This window comes from Actinoplanes sp. NPDC048796, from assembly GCF_040650035.1.
Lineage (GTDB): Bacteria > Actinomycetota > Actinomycetes > Mycobacteriales > Micromonosporaceae > Actinoplanes.
In genome coordinates this window covers 361,237-376,656 of record NZ_JBEZGO010000005.1, presented here as the reverse complement: position 1 = coordinate 376,656, position 15,420 = coordinate 361,237, and the positions used below count along the sequence as shown (strand labels likewise).

The window sequence follows — 15,420 nt, the reverse complement described above, 5'->3', positions numbered from 1 at the left end:
CGGCGCCGGCCGCCTCCCCGCGGCCGGCGCTAGGCTCCTGACCATGTCCAAGATCCCGCTTCCTTCGAAGCTCGCCGAGTTCCTCCGGCAGCCCCACCCCGCGGTCATGGCCACCGTCGCCGCCGACGGGCGGCCGGTCACCGTCGCCACCTGGTACCTGCTCGAGGACGACGGGCGGGTGCTGCTCGGCCTCGACGCCAAGCGGGCCCGGCTCAAGCACCTCCAGCGCGACCCGCGAGTCTCCCTGACCGTGCTGGCGAGCAACAACTGGTACACCCACCTGAGCGTGCAGGGGCGGGTCGTCTCGATCGCCGACGACGAGGGCCTCAAGGACATCGACCGCCTGGCCGTCCACTACACCGGCGCGCCCTACGCCAACCGCGAGCGGCCCCGGGTCACCGTGCAGGTCGAGATCGACAGCTGGCACGCCTGGGGCGATCTGCGCGCATAGGGCGCTGAGGGTTCTCCCAGGCCAGGCCAGGCCGGGCCGGGCCCGCTGCGCCGCGGGCGGAGGTGATCGACTTGGCTGGTGAAAGGCTGCGGGGGCGACGGCGCGAGCGTGAGGCGCTGGACCGTCTGCTGCGTGACGTACGGGCCGGGCGCAGCCGTGCCCGGGTGCTGCGCGCCGCCGGGGTGGAGCTCGAATCCGAGATCACCTACTCGGCGTTGCAGCAGCTCTGCGCGCCCCTGCTGGAAAACCTGGACCGGCTGCCGGCGCCGCAGCGGGCCGTGCTCGCCACCGCCGTCGGCCTCGCCGCCGGGAAACCGCCGGAGGCGCTGCTGGTCGGGCTGGCCGTGCTGGGGCTGTTCGCCGAGGCGGCGTCGCAGCGGCCCCTGATCTGCGTCGTCGACGACGTGCAGTGGCTCGACCGGATGTCCGAGCTGATCCTGACCTTCGTGGCCCGCCGGCTCGACGCCGAGTCGGTCGGGCTGGTCTTCGGCGTACGGACCCCGGCCGGCTCCAGGCCCGGCCTGCCCGAGCTGACCGTCGAAGGGCTCTCCGACACCGACGCCCGGATCCTGCTCGACTCCGCCCTGCCGGGGCCGGTGGACGCCCGCGTCCGCGATCGGATCGTGGCCGAGACCAGGGGAAACCCGCTCGCCCTGCTGGAGCTGCCGCGCGGGTTGTCGACGGCCGAGATGGCGTTCGGCTTCGGCGGGCTGAGCCGAGGCCGAATCGGCGCGCGCCCGGCTGCGGGAACGCACATCAGTGGCGGGCACGGACTGGGCGCGCGGCGTGCAGGCGCTGGCCGACGCCCTGGTCACCGCCGACGAGAACGGCTACCGGGCCGGCATCGCGTCCTTCACGGCGGCCGGCATGGGCATGCAGGCGGCCCGAGCCCATCTGCTGTTCGGCGAATGGCTGCGCCGCGAGAACCGCCGCTCCGAGGCCCGAGCCGAGTTGCACCGGGCCCACGAGTCCTTCACCACGATCGGCGCCGAGGCTTTGGCCACGCGCGCCGCCCGTGAACTGGCCGCCACCGGCGAAACGGTCCGCGCCAAGGCCCCCGGCACAGCCGACCAGCTGACGGCGCAGGAGGCCCAGATCGCCCGCCTGGCGGTGACCGGCCGCACCAACCCGGAGATCGGCGCTTCGCTGTTCCTGAGCCCCCGGACCGTCGAGTGGCACCTCCGCAAGATCTTCACCAAGCTAGGCATCACGTCCCGCCGCGAACTGGCCGCCGCCCTGCAAGGCTGACACCGCCCGGAGCGGTCGGCCGTTGACTTCCGTTCTGCCGGCCAGATCCCACCAGAGCGTGTCGTCATCGGCGACGTACGCGTGCCACTCGCCCACGGTGCCGCCGGTTTCGAGAGCGACCGCGACCGCTGTCAGATAGGCACTCAGGGACGGCCAGCCCTCGGTGAAATCCGCGGGATTGGAGGTCGGCGCCAGGCCCACCCGCCCGCGGCCCGGTCCAGGTCGCATGTCGATGACTTGCAGCCCGCAGCCCGCATCCCCGAACGGCAGCCAGCGCTCATGCCACCAGGGCTCGGCGTTGGGCGCGTGCACCGCGAAGCCGTCGACGTCAGGAGCGACATCCATCCGAATCGCATACTGTTCGCCGATCTCCTCGACGGCGAGCGGCGTCGCTTCCGGAAAGATGTTCGCCGGCTCCGTCAGCCCGTCATGGCGAAGCAGGGACTCGACAAGCTCAGCTGGAAAAGCGACACCGGCCTGAACCTCGGCCGCCTCAATCAGCTCAGGCGCCGCCGGCCCGGCAAGCACGGCGCCGCTCCGCGGAGTGTAGTGGTGGAGCCAGCCCTCGATCCGAATCCAGGCTTCGGTCACGGTCGCCACGCAGCGAGTCTAGGGCCGCTGACGCAGCGTCACGACCAGCGGCTCGGAGGATTCGTCGAGGTAGCCGTGTCCAGGGTAGTGATCGATGTGCAGATGACTCCGTGGGTCGCCGTCCTCGGCGACACCCCGCACCTCGTCGGCGATCAGGCCGAGTTGTTCGTGTCCTCCTCGGATGTCCAGCACATCAGGGCTCGTGAAGCACCCGATGAGAGCCGGACCCGACGTCTGCTCGACGGTTATGCGCGCCAGCGTCCGGTCGTACGGCGCAGGGTCGCCGATGCGATCCAGTTCGGCCGTGCCGCTGCCCGAGCACACCAGCTCGGCTAAGCCCTCGAGCTCGGCCACGGTGCCACGCAGCTCCATCTCCAGGGTCGCGTCACTTCGCAGGACCTGCACACTCCTCCTTCGAGCATCAGCGGAGACCAGCGTCGGCGCCGTGCTGTCCTTCAGGCGACCCAGCAGTAGAGGGACTGGGTGGTGCGCTGGGCCCTGGCCGCGGTGGCGGCCAGTTCGCTGACTATCTCGTGGGCCAGTTCCTCGTCCAGGGCCTCGCCCTCCCCGGCGCGCAAGGAGAGCCACTGCTCGGCGGCGCCGGAGATGGTTTCGCTGTCGGCGGTGGACAGGGCCTCGACCAGGACGGTGGGGACGCGCAGCAGCATGGGCTCGCCGGCGCCGCTGATGATTTCGGGGCCGCCCTGGTCCAGGACCTCTTCCAGGTCGCGGCCGGTCAGGATGCTCTCCAGTTCCTCCAGCGTCGACCACACGTCGAAGTTGCCGTAGGTGATCGGTTCGAACCTCGCCCCGGGGCCCTCCTCGGCGGCGCCGGCGGCGACCTCGTCGTCGGGGGCCACGAAGAACTTGATGATGGAGCTCACCCGGTCATCTTGCCCTACCGGTCAGGCCGGGATCACCTGGCTGACCGCTATGTGGACCCGGCCGGGGCGGTCGCTCAGGCGCAGTTCGCCCAGGAAGAACGACGCGGCCAGCCAGGTCGGGCCGGGGGAGGGGACCTCGAAGACCGGGCGGGTCGGTATCGGCTCGCCGGGCCGGCCCAGGCCCTCGTTGATGACCGAGACGACGGCCCCTTCGGCCGTACGGAGTTCGTAGCGGGCCCACACGTGGATGGCGCCGTCGGGGCGGACCAGGTTCCAGTCGGCGCCGCCGGGCAGGATCTCGCCGGTCAGGGTGGGGCCGGTGACCGTGCCGCCGAGGATGGGGATGACCCGGCGGTGACCGGTGGGTACCTGGCCCACGTCGCGGGGCTCGGCCAGGTCGACGGTCAGGGTGAAGGCCGGTTTCAGGGTCAGGGTCATCGGGTCAGGCCCAGCAGGCGGGCGGCGTTGTCCTTCAGAATCTTCGGCCGTACGGCGGGTTTGATGTCCAGCGCGGCGAAGTCGGCCAGCCAGCGGTCCGGGGTGAGGACCGGGTAGTCGGAGCCGAAGAGCACCTTGTCCTGGAGCAGCGAGTTGGCGTACCGGATGAGCTGGGGTGGAAAGTACTTCGGCGACCAGCCGGACAGGTCGATGTGGACGTGCTCCTTGTGGGTGGCGACCGCCAGGGCCTCGTCCTGCCACGGGAAGGACGGGTGGGCCAGGATGATGCGCAGGTCGGGGAAGTCCACGGCCACGTCGTCGACGAGCATCGGGTTGGAGTGGCGCAGCCGGATGCCGCCTCCGCCGCGGACGCCGGCGCCGATGCCGGTCTGGCCGGTGTGGAACAGGGCGGGAACGCCCAGTTCCTGGATCGCCTCGTACAGGGGGTAGGCGAGCCGGTCGGACGGGTCGAAGCCCTGCAGGCTCGGGTGGAACTTGAAGCCGCGGACGCCGTGGCCGGTGACCAGGCGGCGCGCTTCGAGGACGCCGGCGCGGCCCCGGTGCGGGTCGATCGACGCGAACGGGATCAGCACGCCGGGGTGGGCCGCGCAGGATTCCGCGACCTCCTCGTTGGAGATGCGCGGGTGCCCGGTCAGGTGTTCGGCGTCGACGGTGAAGACGACGGCGGCCATCCGGCGGTCCCGGTAGTACGACGCCATCTCGTCGATCGTCGGCTGGCGGTGGCCGTGTGCTTTGAAGTACGCCTCGGAGGCGGCCAGCAACTCGCCGCTCAGCGACTTGTGGCCGTCCCGGCTCACCTCGGCGTGGGTGTGGACGTCGATGGCGTCCAGGGCGTCGACGTCAATCATTGCCGGGGGCTTTCGGGGCGGGGATGCCGTACGTCTCCAGGTCGCCGAAGTCATGGTCCGCGATGGCCGAAGCGCTCCATCCGCCGTCGGTGAACGCGACCGTCTTCTCCTTCGGGTGCGCCCAGAGCGCGAGCCGGTCGCCGCCGACGCCGATGGCCTGCCCGGTGAGGCCGGCCGACGCGTCCGAGGCGAGGTAGACGATGAGGCCGGTGACGTCGTCGACGGTTCCCATGCCCTCGTCGCGGCGTACCCAGGCCGGCAGCGGCTCGTCCTTCTCCAGCAGCGGCGCGAAGGTGGGGATCGTCTTCGTCATCTCGGTCGCGGCCACCGGGACGACGGCGTTGACGGTGATGTTCGCCCGGGCCAGCTCGAGCGCCCAGGTGCGGGCCATCGCGGCGATGCCGGCCTTGGCGGCCGCGTAGTTGGTCTGCCCGAAGTTGCCGCGCTGCCCGGCCGGGGAGGAGATGAGGATGAGGCGGCCACCCGTACCCTGGGAACGCATCTGGATCGCCGCGGCCCGGGCGCAGGTGAAGGTGCCGCGCAGGTGCACGTGGACGACGGCGTCGAAATCGTCGTCGGTCATCTTCCACAGGACGCGATCGCGCAGGATGCCGGCGTTGGTGACCAGCACGTCCAGGCGCCCGAAGGTCTTCACCGCGGTGTCGACCAGGCGCTCGGCCGTCGCGGTGTCGCCGACCGCGCCGGCGACGCCGGTCGCCCGGTCGCCGAGGGACGCGACCGCCGCGTCCACGGCCGCCTCGTCGACGTCGTTCACCACCACCGACGCGCCCGCGGCGGCCAGCGCTTTCACGTACGCCAAGCCCAGACCCCGGCCGCTGCCGGTGACGATCGCGACCTTGCCTTCCACGTTCATGCTCGCCTCCATCAGCAGGAATCCTGATCGTGGTCGACGATCAGGATTCCTGTCAATAGCGTAGGGTGACGCCATGGAGAGACCGTCGCTGCTTTACCTGGTCAAGCAGCTGGAACTGGTGGTACGGGCGCGGCTGGACGAGATCGTCCGCACCGGCGGCATCACCGCATTGCAATACACGGCGCTGACCGTGCTGGAACGCCACGACGGGCTGTCGGCGGCGCAGCTGGCCCGCGACTCGTTCGTCACCGCGCAGACCATGGCCGACATGGTCCGAGCCTTGGAGAGCCGTGGGCTGATCCACCGCGAGCGCAACCCGGCCAACCGGCGGGAGCTGCTCATCCACCTCACGGACGAAGGGCGCGGGCTGCTCGCCCAGTACGTGAAGCCGGTACGCGAGCTCGAGGAGGAGATGACCGGGCGGCTGACCGAGGCGCAGGCGGCCGGGTTCCGGCACGCCCTGATCGACAGCTGGCAGGCGCTGGCTTCCATATCGTGAAGCTCTCAATCGAGTCCCATTCAGTATTGGTGCCGCATCGCCGCCCGGCCTAGGTTGAAGGCATGAGCTCGGCATACCTGTACGCCGCTGTCCGTACGCCGTTCGGCCGCTTCGGGGGCGCCCTCGCCGAGTCGCGGCCGGACGACCTCGCGGCGGCCGCGCTCACCGGCGTACTGGGTAAGGCTCCTGACCTTGACCCTGGCTCCATCGGCGACGTCGTGTGGGGATGCGCGAACCAGGCCGGCGAGGACAACCGCAACGTCGGGCGGATGGCCGTGCTGCTGGCCGGACTGCCGGTCGACGTGCCGGCCACGACGGTCAACCGGCTCTGCGGCTCGTCGCTCGACGCGGCCATGATCGGCTCGCGGGCCATCGAGACCGGCGACGCCGACGTGGTGGTGACCGGCGGCGTCGAGTCGATGACCCGCGCGCCCTGGGTGCTGCCGAAACCGTCGAAGGCGTTCCCAGCCGGCAACGTGACGGCCGTGTCGACCACGCTGGGCTGGCGGCTGGTCAACGAGAACATGCCGAAGGAGTGGACCGTCTCGCTGGGCGAGGCGAACGAGATGCTGGGCGAGAAGTTCGGCATCTCCCGCGAACGGCAGGACGCCTTCGCCGCCGGCTCGCACCGTCGCGCCGACGCGGCGTGGACGGCCGGCTTCTACGACGACCTGGTCGTGCCGGTCGGCGGGCTGACCCGCGACGAGGGCATCCGGCCCGGCTCGACGGCGGAGAAACTGGCCGCGCTGAAACCGTCGTTCCGGCCCGACGGCACGATCACCGCGGGCAACGCGTCGCCGCTGAACGACGGCGCCTCGGCCGTGCTGCTCGCCTCGGAACAGGCCGCCGACCGGATCGGCCGGGCGCCGCTGGCCCGGGTCGCCGGCCGTGGCGTGTCCGCCGTCGAACCGCCGATGTTCGGCTACGCGCCGGTCGCGGCGGCCGACCGGGCGCTGGCCCGGGCCGGCATCACCTGGAACGACGTGGCGGCCGTCGAGCTGAACGAGGCCTTCGCGGTGCAGTCGCTGGCCTGCGTCGACGCCTGGGACATCGACCCGGCCATCGTCAACGCCAAGGGCGGCGCCATCGCCATCGGCCACCCGCTCGGCGCCTCCGGCGGCCGCATCCTCGGCACCCTGGCCGCCCGCCTGCGCGAGTCGGGGGATCGCTGGGGTGTGGCCGCCATCTGCATCGGCGTCGGCCAGGCCCTCGCGGTCGTCCTGGAAAACGCTAACTGATCGCCGCGCCCCGGCCGCCGGGCTGGGCGGAGAGCAGGGCGGTGCCCAACGGCGTGCGCAGGTGCAGGACCGCCTTGCCGGCCCGGACGGTCTGAATGAGGCGGGCGTCGCGCAGCACCGCGGTGTGCTGGCTGATCGAGGCGCGGCTCACCCCGACGTGCCGGGCCAGCTCCGAGGTCGTACGCCCGTCTCCCATCGACTCCAGCACCGCGGCCCGGGTGGGTCCGATCAGCGCCGACAGGGCCGTGCCGGTGGCCAGCGAACGGCTCAGCGAGTGCTCGATCGGGTACACCAGCACCGGCGGCAGGCCCGGGTCGAACAGCATGTCGGGGGTGCCGGACGACAGGTACGACGGCACCAGCAGCAGGCCGCGGCCGTTGAGGTGCAGCGCCCGCTGCTGGGGCACGTCGACGTGCAGCACGGGCGGCTCCCAGCGCATCATCGGCCGGAAGCTGTCGAGCAGGCCCTCCGCGCCCTGGTCGAGCAGCACGCGGGCGCGCCGGCCCCGGTCGGCGTCGACCTGGGCGCGGGCGTCGTCGGCGAACGGCGCCACCACCGCGTCGTGATGCGAGCGCAGCGCCGTGGCGAGCTGCCGTAGCGCGCCGGGGTCACCGTCGCCGAGCTGCCGCATCCACGGCGTCAGCGGCGCGCCGGTCCCGGCCAGCCGGGCCATGTCGGTGCGCAGCCGGGTGACCGGGGTCGACATCAGGGCGTCCAGCGCCGTGGGCAGGCCGGCGGTGCCCTCGGGCGGGGTGAGGAAGTCGGGGAAGTACCGCTGCCGCACCAGCGGGCCGAGCACGCTCAGATCCGCTCGCCGGCTCGCCCGGACGGCGTGCCGGCGCCAGTGGCCGAAGGCCAGCTCCGGCCCCGGCCGCCGGAGCCGGAAGACGCTGATGACCGTCTCCCACAGGGGGTCGGCCCCGGTCGCCACCCGGATTCGCGCGACGTCGTCGGCCGTGAAATGGATACGCAGCACGCCGGCCCCCTTCTATCGACCGACGCGATTGTCTCAGGCGGGAGCAAAAGGCATTGTCCAAGATCCGTCCTGATCACCTCCCGCGGGCGAGGCGCGAGGGGGTGAATCGCCACTAGCGTGCGAATCATGAGCACGACGCCGGCCTATGTGTCCACCGGTCACCTGCCTTCGCCGGACGAGGTACGGGCGGCGATCGACGAGACGTACGCGAAATTCCGCACCGTGACGGAGGGCGAGCCGTCCCACGTCTATCCGGCGCTGGCCCGCGTGCCGGTCGACCTGTTCGGCGTCTGCGCGGTCGGCGCGCGCGGCGGCCAGTACGCGGCCGGCGACGCCGAACACGGTTTCACGATCATGAGCGTGGCCAAGCCGTTCGTGTTCGCCCTGGTCTGCGCGATCCTCGGGCCGGATCAGATGCGCCGGCGGCTCGGCGTCAACGCGACCGGGCTGCCGTTCAATTCGCTCACGGCGGTCGAGCGGGCGCCCGGCGGCCGCACCAACCCCATGGTCAACCCGGGCGCGATCGCCACGGCCAGCCTGGTGCCGGGCGAGACGCTGGAGCAGAAGTGGCGGTTCCTGCGGGACGGGCTGTCGCGCTTCGCGGGCCGTCCGCTCGAGATCGACCGGGAGACGTACGCCTCGGCCTCGGCCACCAATCACCGGAACCGCGCCCTGGCCGACCTGCTGCAGACGTACGGCCTGCTCGGTTGCGATCCGATGGAGGCGGTCGACCTCTACACCCGGCAGAGCTGCCTGCGGGTGACCACCACCGGGCTGGCGGCGATGGGCGCCACGCTGGCCGACGGCGGGGTCAACCCGCTCACTCGCGAGCGCGTGGTGGACGCGACGGTGTGCCCGTTCACGCTGGCGGTGATGGCGACGGCCGGTCTCTACGAGACCTCAGGCGATTGGTTGTACGACGTCGGAGTGCCGGGCAAGAGCGGGATCGGCGGTGGCATCGTGGTGGTCTCGCCGGGCAAGGGGGCGCTGGCCGCCTTCGCCCCGCCGCTCGACGCGTACGGCAACAGCGTCCGCGGTCAACTGGCGGCGCGTTTCCTGTCCGTACGGCTGGGCCTGACGCTCTTCGCCTCGGAACCCTCATGAGCTGGGTCGTGGTCCGGGGACGCCGGGTCTTCGTGCGCCGGGGTCCGGAGGTGCCGGGGTCGACGCCGATCGTTCACGTGCACGGCTTCGGGATCTCGGGCGGCTACATGGTGCCGACGGCGCGGGCGCTGGCCCATCGAGCGACCGCGCTCGTGCCGGACCTGCCGGGATACGGGCGCAGCAAGCCGTGGGGGCAGACGCTGGGCATCTCGTCGCTGGCCTGGGCGCTCCTGGAGATCCTGGACGCGCTCGGCCTGGACAAAGTGGTGCTCGTCGGCAACTCGATGGGCGGCCCGGTGTCGCTGGAGGTGGCGCACAGCGCCCCCGAGCGCGTGGCCGGCGTGGTGCTGGCCTCACCCGCCGGGGGAGTGCACAACCAGCCGTTGCTGCGGGCGTTGGTGCAGCTCGCGCGGGACGTGCCACGGGAGTCGGCGCGCATGGTCAGGGTGGCGCTCCCGGACTACCTGCGGTTCGGGCCGGTCAACGCGGTGCACCTGTTCGGGGAGCTGACCCGGTTCCCGTCGCTGGAAAGGCTGCTGCGCACGCCGGTGCCGACGCTGGCGGTGCTCGGCGGCCGGGATCCACTGATGCCGCCGGACCGGCGCGTCGCGGAGCTGAGCCACCTGGGGCCGCCGCACCTGAGCGTCGCGGTGATCGAGGGGGCGGCCCACGCGATGAACTACAGCCACCCGGCCGAGCTGGCCGCCGTGATCGGCGGCTGGCTGGACGAAACCAAGCTCGACGGCGTCAGGTGATCTCGCCGGCCGGCAGGTCCATGAGCAGGCCGTCGTGCCAGGTTCCGTCGGGGGCCTGCTCATAGCGGCGCATGATGCCGACCGGGCGGAAGCCGGCCCTGGTGTAGCAGCGGATCGCGGCGTGGTTGTCGGCCGCGGGATCCGACCACGCGCTCCTCGGCCAGGATGACCAGGGTCGGCGTGTCCGCGTCGAGGACGTCGCCGGGACCCCAGCGCTCGTACACCTCAGGGGTCGCGCGGATCCGGGACAGCGCCGGGACATCGTCCTGAGTGGCCGGGCGCAGGCGAACCAGGGCCCCCTGAAGGGTTTGCATTCCGGGAAAGTATCGGAAAGGGGATGTCCCCGCGTTCGGCCCGGCCCGTCGAGGCTCCGGCCTTAGCGTCAGCGAATGCGGAAATATCCGGTTTTGCGGTCAGGGCTGGCGCTTGTGGGGGTGGCGGCGTCGGCGGCGCTGACCGGCGGGTGCGGTGGGGGCGACGAGAAGGTGGCGCCGCTGACGTCGGCCGAGGCGACCGCGGGGATGGCGGCCGCCGATGAAGCCGGTTTGGCGCCGCAGCGCACGGGCGTGGCGTTCCCGTATCGGGAACTGTTCAGTGACGGCACCCCGCCGGTCGACTGGGCCGTCACGGTGACCGGGGTGAAGTGCGGGATCACGGTCTTCCCCGACGCCGCCGACAACCCGGCCTATACGAGCGGCGACTGGTCCAGTGACGACGTGCCGCCGGAGCACGTCGACGCCCGGCCGCCGAGTGGCTGGGAGTTCTGCCGGATGGACGCGACGATGGAGAACGTCGGGCGTACGCCGGCCTCCGGCACCGAAGAATTCGGGCACCTGGTGACCGACCGGGGCGAGTACGCGTTCTCCGATCTCGACGAGACGGTCGCGGCCAACCTGCAGCGGGCCGAGGACTTCCCCGGTGGCCCGTACAACCCGGGTATGACGGCTCGGCTGATCAAGGTGTGGACGGTGCCGAGCGGCACGAAGGCCGAGGCGGTGCTGTTCCCGCAGGATTCGCTCTTCGACCACCCCGCGCATCGGATCAGTCTGACGTGAGGACGACCTCACGCTTCGGCCTAGTCACGGCGGTGCTGCCGGGACATCCACTGCCAGATGTGCAGGCCGTTGATGCTCGGGTCGTTGCGGGCCACGTAGATCCATGACCAGTGGCCGGGGAACTGGTGACCGTTCCAGATCACGTTGTCGTATAGGGTGACCCGCGACCGGGGGATGACGTCGTGCGCGTGCACGGTGTTGGCGACCGGGTCGACGGTGTCGTCGTCGAGCGAGGTGACCAGCCAGGTCGGGGTGGTGATGGCCGCCAGCTCGGGGTCGGGGATCAGCGGCGGGTTGCCGGCGACGATGCCGCAGATGGGCACCGACGAGGCGAAGACGTCCGGGTAGACGGTGGTCATCTTCAGGCTCATGTAGCCGCCGTTGCTGCAGCCGACGACATGGACGCGGTCGCGGTCGACGTTGTGGCGCCGGGCGACCTCGTCGACGATCTGGCGGATGAGCGGGGCGAAGCGGGGGCCGTCCAGCATCCAGGCGGAGAAGCTCTGGGGCGCCACGACGTACGCGCCGTGGAAGATCCTCTGCCCCTGGGGTGTGGAGAAGCCGAGGGCGCCGCGGTTGGCCCGCAGGGTGGTCTCGTTGTCGTAGTAGCCGTCGGGCAGGGAGGCGCCCTCGCCGCCGCCGTGCAGCCAGACGACGAGTGGGCGCTTCCCCTGGCTCCTGGGCGAGAAGAGGCGGTACTTCATGCCGTCTTTCGAGGTGTGGTAGCTGTAAGCGTCGACCTCGGGGTTCGAGAGCCTTCCCTGTACGAACGTGCCGACGGTGACCGGGCGGCCGCGCGCGACGAAGGGGGCGTTCTGCGTGATCGTGTAGGTCAGGTTCAGCCGGACGTTGCGGCTGCGGCTGACGAGGTAGCCGAGCGTGCCGCCGCCGGGCTGGCCCTCGGCGTAGCTCAGCTCGAGGACGATGTCGCCGTGCCGGTCGACGCGGGCCGCGGTCACCACGCGGTCGAGGTCGTAGCCCGGGTCCGGGGTGACGGCGATGGGGCTGGTGGCCTTGACGTGCACGCTGAACGTGCCCGGGGTGAGGCTGGCGCGGGAGATCGGTCCGAGCCGGCGGGTGCCGAGGGTGAGGCTGACGACCTGTTCGCCGCCGTCGAGGGTGACGGCGTTCAGAGTGAATCCGACGGTTGTGGCCTTGTTCCCGCCCGCCTGGGCGGCGGCGCCGGGGATCGCGAGGCCGGCTGCGGCACCCGCTCCGGCGGCTAGGACAGTGCGACGACTGAGGGGCATGATGGGGGGACTCCCTCGCGCAAATATCGATAGTCGTCACAACGTATCGCGCCGGAAATCTCGTGGCAATGCATCGGAGGGGGCCTTTCGGCCCCCTCCCTCGTCAGGCGGCGTACGTCTCGAACTCGGCCACCCGCGGCGCGGCCGAGGCGCCGGTGATCTCGAAGGTGACCTTCTTCAGGGAGGTCGCGGTGAAGGTGATGGTGCCGGCGCCGGAGCCGGTCTTGAGGACGGCGCCGGTGTCGCCGTTGAGGAGCCGCCAGGCGCCGATCGCGCCGACGGCGCCGCTGTGCTCACGGATGACGGCGCGCGCGACGGTGGTGGCCGAGCCCCACTTGATCGAAATGGAGCCGGTGGTGCCGCTGGGCGACCAGTACGTGCTCAGGCTGCCGTCGCGGACGTCACCGTAGCTGGTGCCGCTCGCCTTGCTGGAACCGTCGGAGCCGGCGCCGATGCTGAGGTTGGTCCCGCTCGGCGGCGGTGTGGTGGCGGGCGGTGTGGTGGTGGGCGGCGTCGTCGTGGGCGGCGTGGTGGCGGGTGGCGTGGTCGGGTTCGTGGTGCCGCAGCTGCCGGTCGAGGTCCGCAGGCCGGTGTTGGCGCCGGCGGTCTGGCGGACGACGTCGGGCACGCAGGAGGCGTTGTCCAGGCGGTAGCTGTACGGGACGGAGACGCTGGTGGTGGAGGTCAGGTTCGGCCCGGCCGGGTTGGTGTCCTCGCCCGGCGCCGACCAGGTCACGTTGTCGAGAATGTTGCCGGCCACCTGCCAGTATCCGGCGGCGTCGGTGTAGAAGGTGCCGAGCACGTCCTTGGAGTCCTCGAAGTAGTTGTTCTCCACCTTGGCCTTGGCGCCGGCCCGGCTGTTGATGCCGGACTCGTTCAGGCGGTAGTAGTAGTTGTTGAAGATGTGGGCGACGCCGCCGCGCAGCAACGGCGTACGGGAATCGATGTTCTCGTATCGGTTGTGGTGGAACGTGATGAAGCTGTTGCCGGTGTCGCTCTCGCTCGACCCGATGAGCCCGCCCCGGCCCGAATTGCGCAGGATGCTGTACGACAAAGTGACGTACTCGGTGTCGTCCTTCATGTCGAAGAGCCCGTCGAAGCCCTCGGACTCGCCGCCGCTGGCTTCGAGCGTGACGTGGTCGACCCAGACGTTGCGGACGGTGCTCTCCATGCCGATGGCGTCGCCGCCGTTGGAGGTGGGCGAGCCCGACTTCTTGACGTTCCGCACCGTCACGTTCTGAACGATGATGTTGCTCGAGTCCCGGATGTGGATGCCGAGCTGATCGAACACGGCCCCACTACCGACCCCGATGATGGTGACGTTGCTGATCCCTTTCAGCTCGATCTTGTCAGCCGCGGTGTTGCAACTACTGCCGGAGACTTTGGTGGTGTTGCCGTGATTGATCGTCCCCTGCACCTCGATCGTGATCGGCGTGCTGCTGCTGGCGCGGCCGCACAAGGCCTGGTGAATCTGGGTGCCGGTGGTGGCCCGAACGGTGCTCCCGCCGTTCCCCCCGGTGGTGCCCCCGTTGACACTGGCGTAGCCCGTCGCCGTGCCCACAGCGGCCGCTTCGGCGTTCGGCGCCGCCAACGCCACCAGAACCGCCGCGCCGGCGACCCCCGTGACCAGGGCCGTAGCTGTCCGTACTCGCATGTCGCTCCTCCTCGCATACCTTTTCGGGCGCTGCCACGAACCAATGCCGTCTCCCACGCCGACCAGGATTCGCATGCAGGAAAGCGCTTACCTTGCTGCTTGTGCCGAGAATAGAAACCCATCAATCCCCACGGCAAGCGTTTGCAGTGTTTGCAATTTCCGCTGCCCGCTGCCCGCTGCCCGCTGCCGCTGCCCGCCGCCCGCTGCCCGCTGCCCGCCGCCCGCTGCCCGCTGCCCGCCGCCCGTTGCTCGCAGCCCGTTGCCCGTTGCCCGCCGCTGCCCGCTGCTGGCGCTCCCGCTGCTGCTGGCGCTACCGGCTGCCGCTGCCCGCCCGCGCGTTTGCCACGCCAGCGGCCCTCGCCTTTGGCCGCCGGCCGTCTGGCCCCGTTGGCCGTTTGCTCCCGTTGGCCGTCGGCTTCCGCTGGCCGTCGGCTTCCGCCGGCCGTCTGCTTCCGTTGGCCGTCTCTCGCGTCGGCCGCTTTCGCCCGCCGGCCGTCTTCTGGCTACCGTCGACCTGTGATCTCGGCGCTCTCCGGTTTCGCGGTCATCGCCGTGATCGTCCTCGTCGGCTGGGTGGCCGGCCGCTGGGCCCGCCTCCCCGCTGAAACCGTCACGGTCGCGGGCCGGCTGGCATTCACGGTGCTGACCCCGTGCCTGCTGTTCACCAGCGCCTCGGCATCCAACCCGCGCGTGCTCTTCTCCTGGCCCCTGCTGGCCTCGGCGCTAGCCGCGTTCGCCTGCTTCGCCCTGCACGCCCTGATCACCCGCCACCGCGACCCCGGCACCCGAATAGTCGGCGCCCTGGCCGCCGGCTACACGAACGCCGGCTACATAGGCATCCCCGTGGCGGCCTACATGCTGCACGACGCCGCCCTGGTCGTCCCGATCATCATGCTCCAACTGCTGATCATCACCCCCGTCGCGCTGACCCTGCTCCAACTGGTGACCACGGGCCACACTTCCTGGCGCGCCTCACTGACAGCACCGCTGCGCAGCCCACTGAGCGTCGCGGTGGTCCTGGGCATAGTCGTAGCAGTGACCGGCGTCCACCTACCCTCCGTCATCACCGAGCCGGCCACCGCCATAGGCCAGGCCGCCGTCCCGGTAGTCCTGATCGCCTTCGGCATGTCCCTCTCCGGCGCCCGCGTCCTGGCCCCCGGCCCCGACCGAACACCCACCATCGCCGCGGTGACCCTCAAGACCACACTGATGCCAGCCATTGCCTCCCTGCTGGCCTTGGCATTGCCGCTGTCCCCCTCAGAGATCCACGCCGTCACGGTGCTGGCCGCCCTCCCCACAGCCCAGAACGTCTTCCTCTACGCCCAGTCCTTCAACGCCGGCGTCCCCTTGGTCCGCGACGCCGTGTTCTTGTCCTCCCTGCTCTGCGTACCCGTCCTGATAGCCCTGACTGTCGCCAACTCCCTGTAACCGGCCGTCCCCGTCACCTCCCTGGTCGCCTCCGGCCGAAGCCAAGCCCGCCCGTCGCCACGCGTTCTGGCTGTCACTCGGTGCCCTAGTCGTCGTTCGCCCGGCC

The 15,420-nt window shown here is 71.1% G+C and carries 19 protein-coding genes; 8 read left to right on the top strand and 11 right to left on the bottom strand.

Features of this window, described 5'->3' with window-relative positions; all coding sequences use genetic code 11:
• Positions 1–43 precede the first annotated feature (43 nt).
• Positions 44–451, top strand: a complete 408-nt coding sequence (locus tag AB0C26_RS23410) for a PPOX class F420-dependent oxidoreductase (protein ID WP_360251074.1) — start codon at positions 44–46, stop codon at positions 449–451.
• Positions 452–656: 205 nt separating this feature from the next.
• Here the strand turns inward: AB0C26_RS23410 and AB0C26_RS23405 are convergent, their stop codons facing one another.
• Positions 657–1,007, bottom strand: coding sequence for a hypothetical protein (locus tag AB0C26_RS23405; RefSeq protein ID WP_360251071.1), 351 nt, complete (start codon positions 1,005–1,007; stop codon positions 657–659).
• 203 nt (positions 1,008–1,210) lie between these two features.
• Between AB0C26_RS23405 and AB0C26_RS23400 the strand changes: the two genes are divergently transcribed.
• Positions 1,211–1,699 carry a LuxR C-terminal-related transcriptional regulator gene (locus AB0C26_RS23400; protein ID WP_360251068.1) on the top strand — a complete coding sequence of 163 codons (489 nt, stop codon included), beginning with the start codon at positions 1,211–1,213 and terminating at the stop codon, positions 1,697–1,699.
• On the opposite strand, the gene AB0C26_RS23395 is transcribed toward AB0C26_RS23400, so the two are convergent.
• Genes AB0C26_RS23395 through AB0C26_RS23370 form a run of 6 tightly spaced genes read right to left on the bottom strand, consistent with a single transcriptional unit; the run spans position 1,652 to position 5,355 of the window.
• The gene (locus tag AB0C26_RS23395; protein WP_360251065.1) at positions 1,652–2,299 is read right to left on the bottom strand and encodes an SMI1/KNR4 family protein; all 648 of its coding nucleotides are present in this window, start codon (positions 2,297–2,299) and stop codon (positions 1,652–1,654) included. The two genes, AB0C26_RS23400 and AB0C26_RS23395, sit on opposite strands and share 48 nt — an antisense overlap.
• 9 nt (positions 2,300–2,308) lie before the next feature.
• Positions 2,309–2,695 (bottom strand): hypothetical protein, encoded by a 387-nt coding sequence (locus AB0C26_RS23390; RefSeq protein WP_360251062.1) that lies wholly within the window; start codon positions 2,693–2,695, stop codon positions 2,309–2,311.
• 50 nt (positions 2,696–2,745) lie between these two features.
• Complete coding sequence (locus AB0C26_RS23385; RefSeq protein WP_360251059.1) at positions 2,746–3,174, bottom strand: hypothetical protein; 429 nt, start codon at positions 3,172–3,174, stop codon at positions 2,746–2,748.
• A 21-nt stretch (positions 3,175–3,195) separates the two neighbouring features.
• Complete coding sequence (locus AB0C26_RS23380; RefSeq protein WP_360251056.1) at positions 3,196–3,612, bottom strand: DUF3237 domain-containing protein; 417 nt, start codon at positions 3,610–3,612, stop codon at positions 3,196–3,198.
• A complete protein-coding gene (locus AB0C26_RS23375) occupies positions 3,609–4,481 on the bottom strand; it encodes an amidohydrolase family protein (RefSeq protein WP_360251053.1) in 873 nt (290 codons plus the stop codon). The genes AB0C26_RS23380 and AB0C26_RS23375 overlap by 4 nt, the downstream gene beginning before the upstream one ends.
• Positions 4,474–5,355, bottom strand: a complete 882-nt coding sequence (locus AB0C26_RS23370; protein ID WP_360251050.1) for an SDR family oxidoreductase — start codon at positions 5,353–5,355, stop codon at positions 4,474–4,476. The genes AB0C26_RS23375 and AB0C26_RS23370 overlap by 8 nt, the downstream gene beginning before the upstream one ends.
• A 73-nt stretch (positions 5,356–5,428) precedes the next feature.
• On the opposite strand from AB0C26_RS23370, the gene AB0C26_RS23365 reads away from it, so the two are divergent.
• Both AB0C26_RS23365 and AB0C26_RS23360 read left to right on the top strand, forming a co-directional pair.
• Positions 5,429–5,854 (top strand): MarR family transcriptional regulator, encoded by a 426-nt coding sequence (locus AB0C26_RS23365; RefSeq protein WP_360251047.1) that lies wholly within the window; start codon positions 5,429–5,431, stop codon positions 5,852–5,854.
• A 62-nt stretch (positions 5,855–5,916) separates the two neighbouring features.
• Positions 5,917–7,092, top strand: coding sequence for a thiolase family protein (locus AB0C26_RS23360; protein ID WP_360251044.1), 1,176 nt, complete (start codon positions 5,917–5,919; stop codon positions 7,090–7,092).
• Here AB0C26_RS23360 and AB0C26_RS23355 read toward each other — a convergent pair.
• On the bottom strand, positions 7,085–8,068 hold the full coding sequence (locus AB0C26_RS23355; RefSeq protein ID WP_360251041.1) for a winged helix-turn-helix domain-containing protein: 984 nt from the start codon (positions 8,066–8,068) through the stop codon (positions 7,085–7,087). The two genes, AB0C26_RS23360 and AB0C26_RS23355, sit on opposite strands and share 8 nt — an antisense overlap.
• Before the next feature lie 126 nt (positions 8,069–8,194).
• Between AB0C26_RS23355 and glsA the strand changes: the two genes are divergently transcribed.
• Positions 8,195–9,172 carry a glutaminase A gene (glsA, locus tag AB0C26_RS23350; protein ID WP_360251038.1) on the top strand — a complete coding sequence of 326 codons (978 nt, stop codon included), beginning with the start codon at positions 8,195–8,197 and terminating at the stop codon, positions 9,170–9,172.
• The gene (locus AB0C26_RS23345; RefSeq protein ID WP_360251035.1) at positions 9,169–9,927 is read left to right on the top strand and encodes an alpha/beta fold hydrolase; all 759 of its coding nucleotides are present in this window, start codon (positions 9,169–9,171) and stop codon (positions 9,925–9,927) included. The genes glsA and AB0C26_RS23345 overlap by 4 nt, the downstream gene beginning before the upstream one ends.
• Positions 9,928–9,986: 59 nt before the next feature.
• Here the strand turns inward: AB0C26_RS23345 and AB0C26_RS23340 are convergent, their stop codons facing one another.
• Positions 9,987–10,241, bottom strand: a complete 255-nt coding sequence (locus AB0C26_RS23340) for a hypothetical protein (protein ID WP_360251032.1) — start codon at positions 10,239–10,241, stop codon at positions 9,987–9,989.
• Positions 10,242–10,316: 75 nt separating this feature from the next.
• Here AB0C26_RS23340 and AB0C26_RS23335 point away from each other — a divergent pair, with 75 nt between their 5' ends.
• On the top strand, positions 10,317–10,982 hold the full coding sequence (locus AB0C26_RS23335; protein WP_360251029.1) for a hypothetical protein: 666 nt from the start codon (positions 10,317–10,319) through the stop codon (positions 10,980–10,982).
• Between the two features lie 20 nt (positions 10,983–11,002).
• Here AB0C26_RS23335 and AB0C26_RS23330 read toward each other — a convergent pair whose 3' ends face one another.
• A complete protein-coding gene (locus AB0C26_RS23330) occupies positions 11,003–12,232 on the bottom strand; it encodes a prolyl oligopeptidase family serine peptidase (RefSeq protein WP_360251026.1) in 1,230 nt (409 codons plus the stop codon).
• Between the two features lie 103 nt (positions 12,233–12,335).
• A complete protein-coding gene (locus tag AB0C26_RS23325) occupies positions 12,336–13,886 on the bottom strand; it encodes a pectate lyase (RefSeq protein WP_360251023.1) in 1,551 nt (516 codons plus the stop codon).
• Positions 13,887–14,402: 516 nt separating this feature from the next.
• On the opposite strand from AB0C26_RS23325, the gene AB0C26_RS23320 reads away from it, so the two are divergent.
• On the top strand, positions 14,403–15,314 hold the full coding sequence (locus AB0C26_RS23320) for an AEC family transporter (protein ID WP_360251020.1): 912 nt from the start codon (positions 14,403–14,405) through the stop codon (positions 15,312–15,314).
• Positions 15,315–15,420 lie beyond the last annotated feature (106 nt).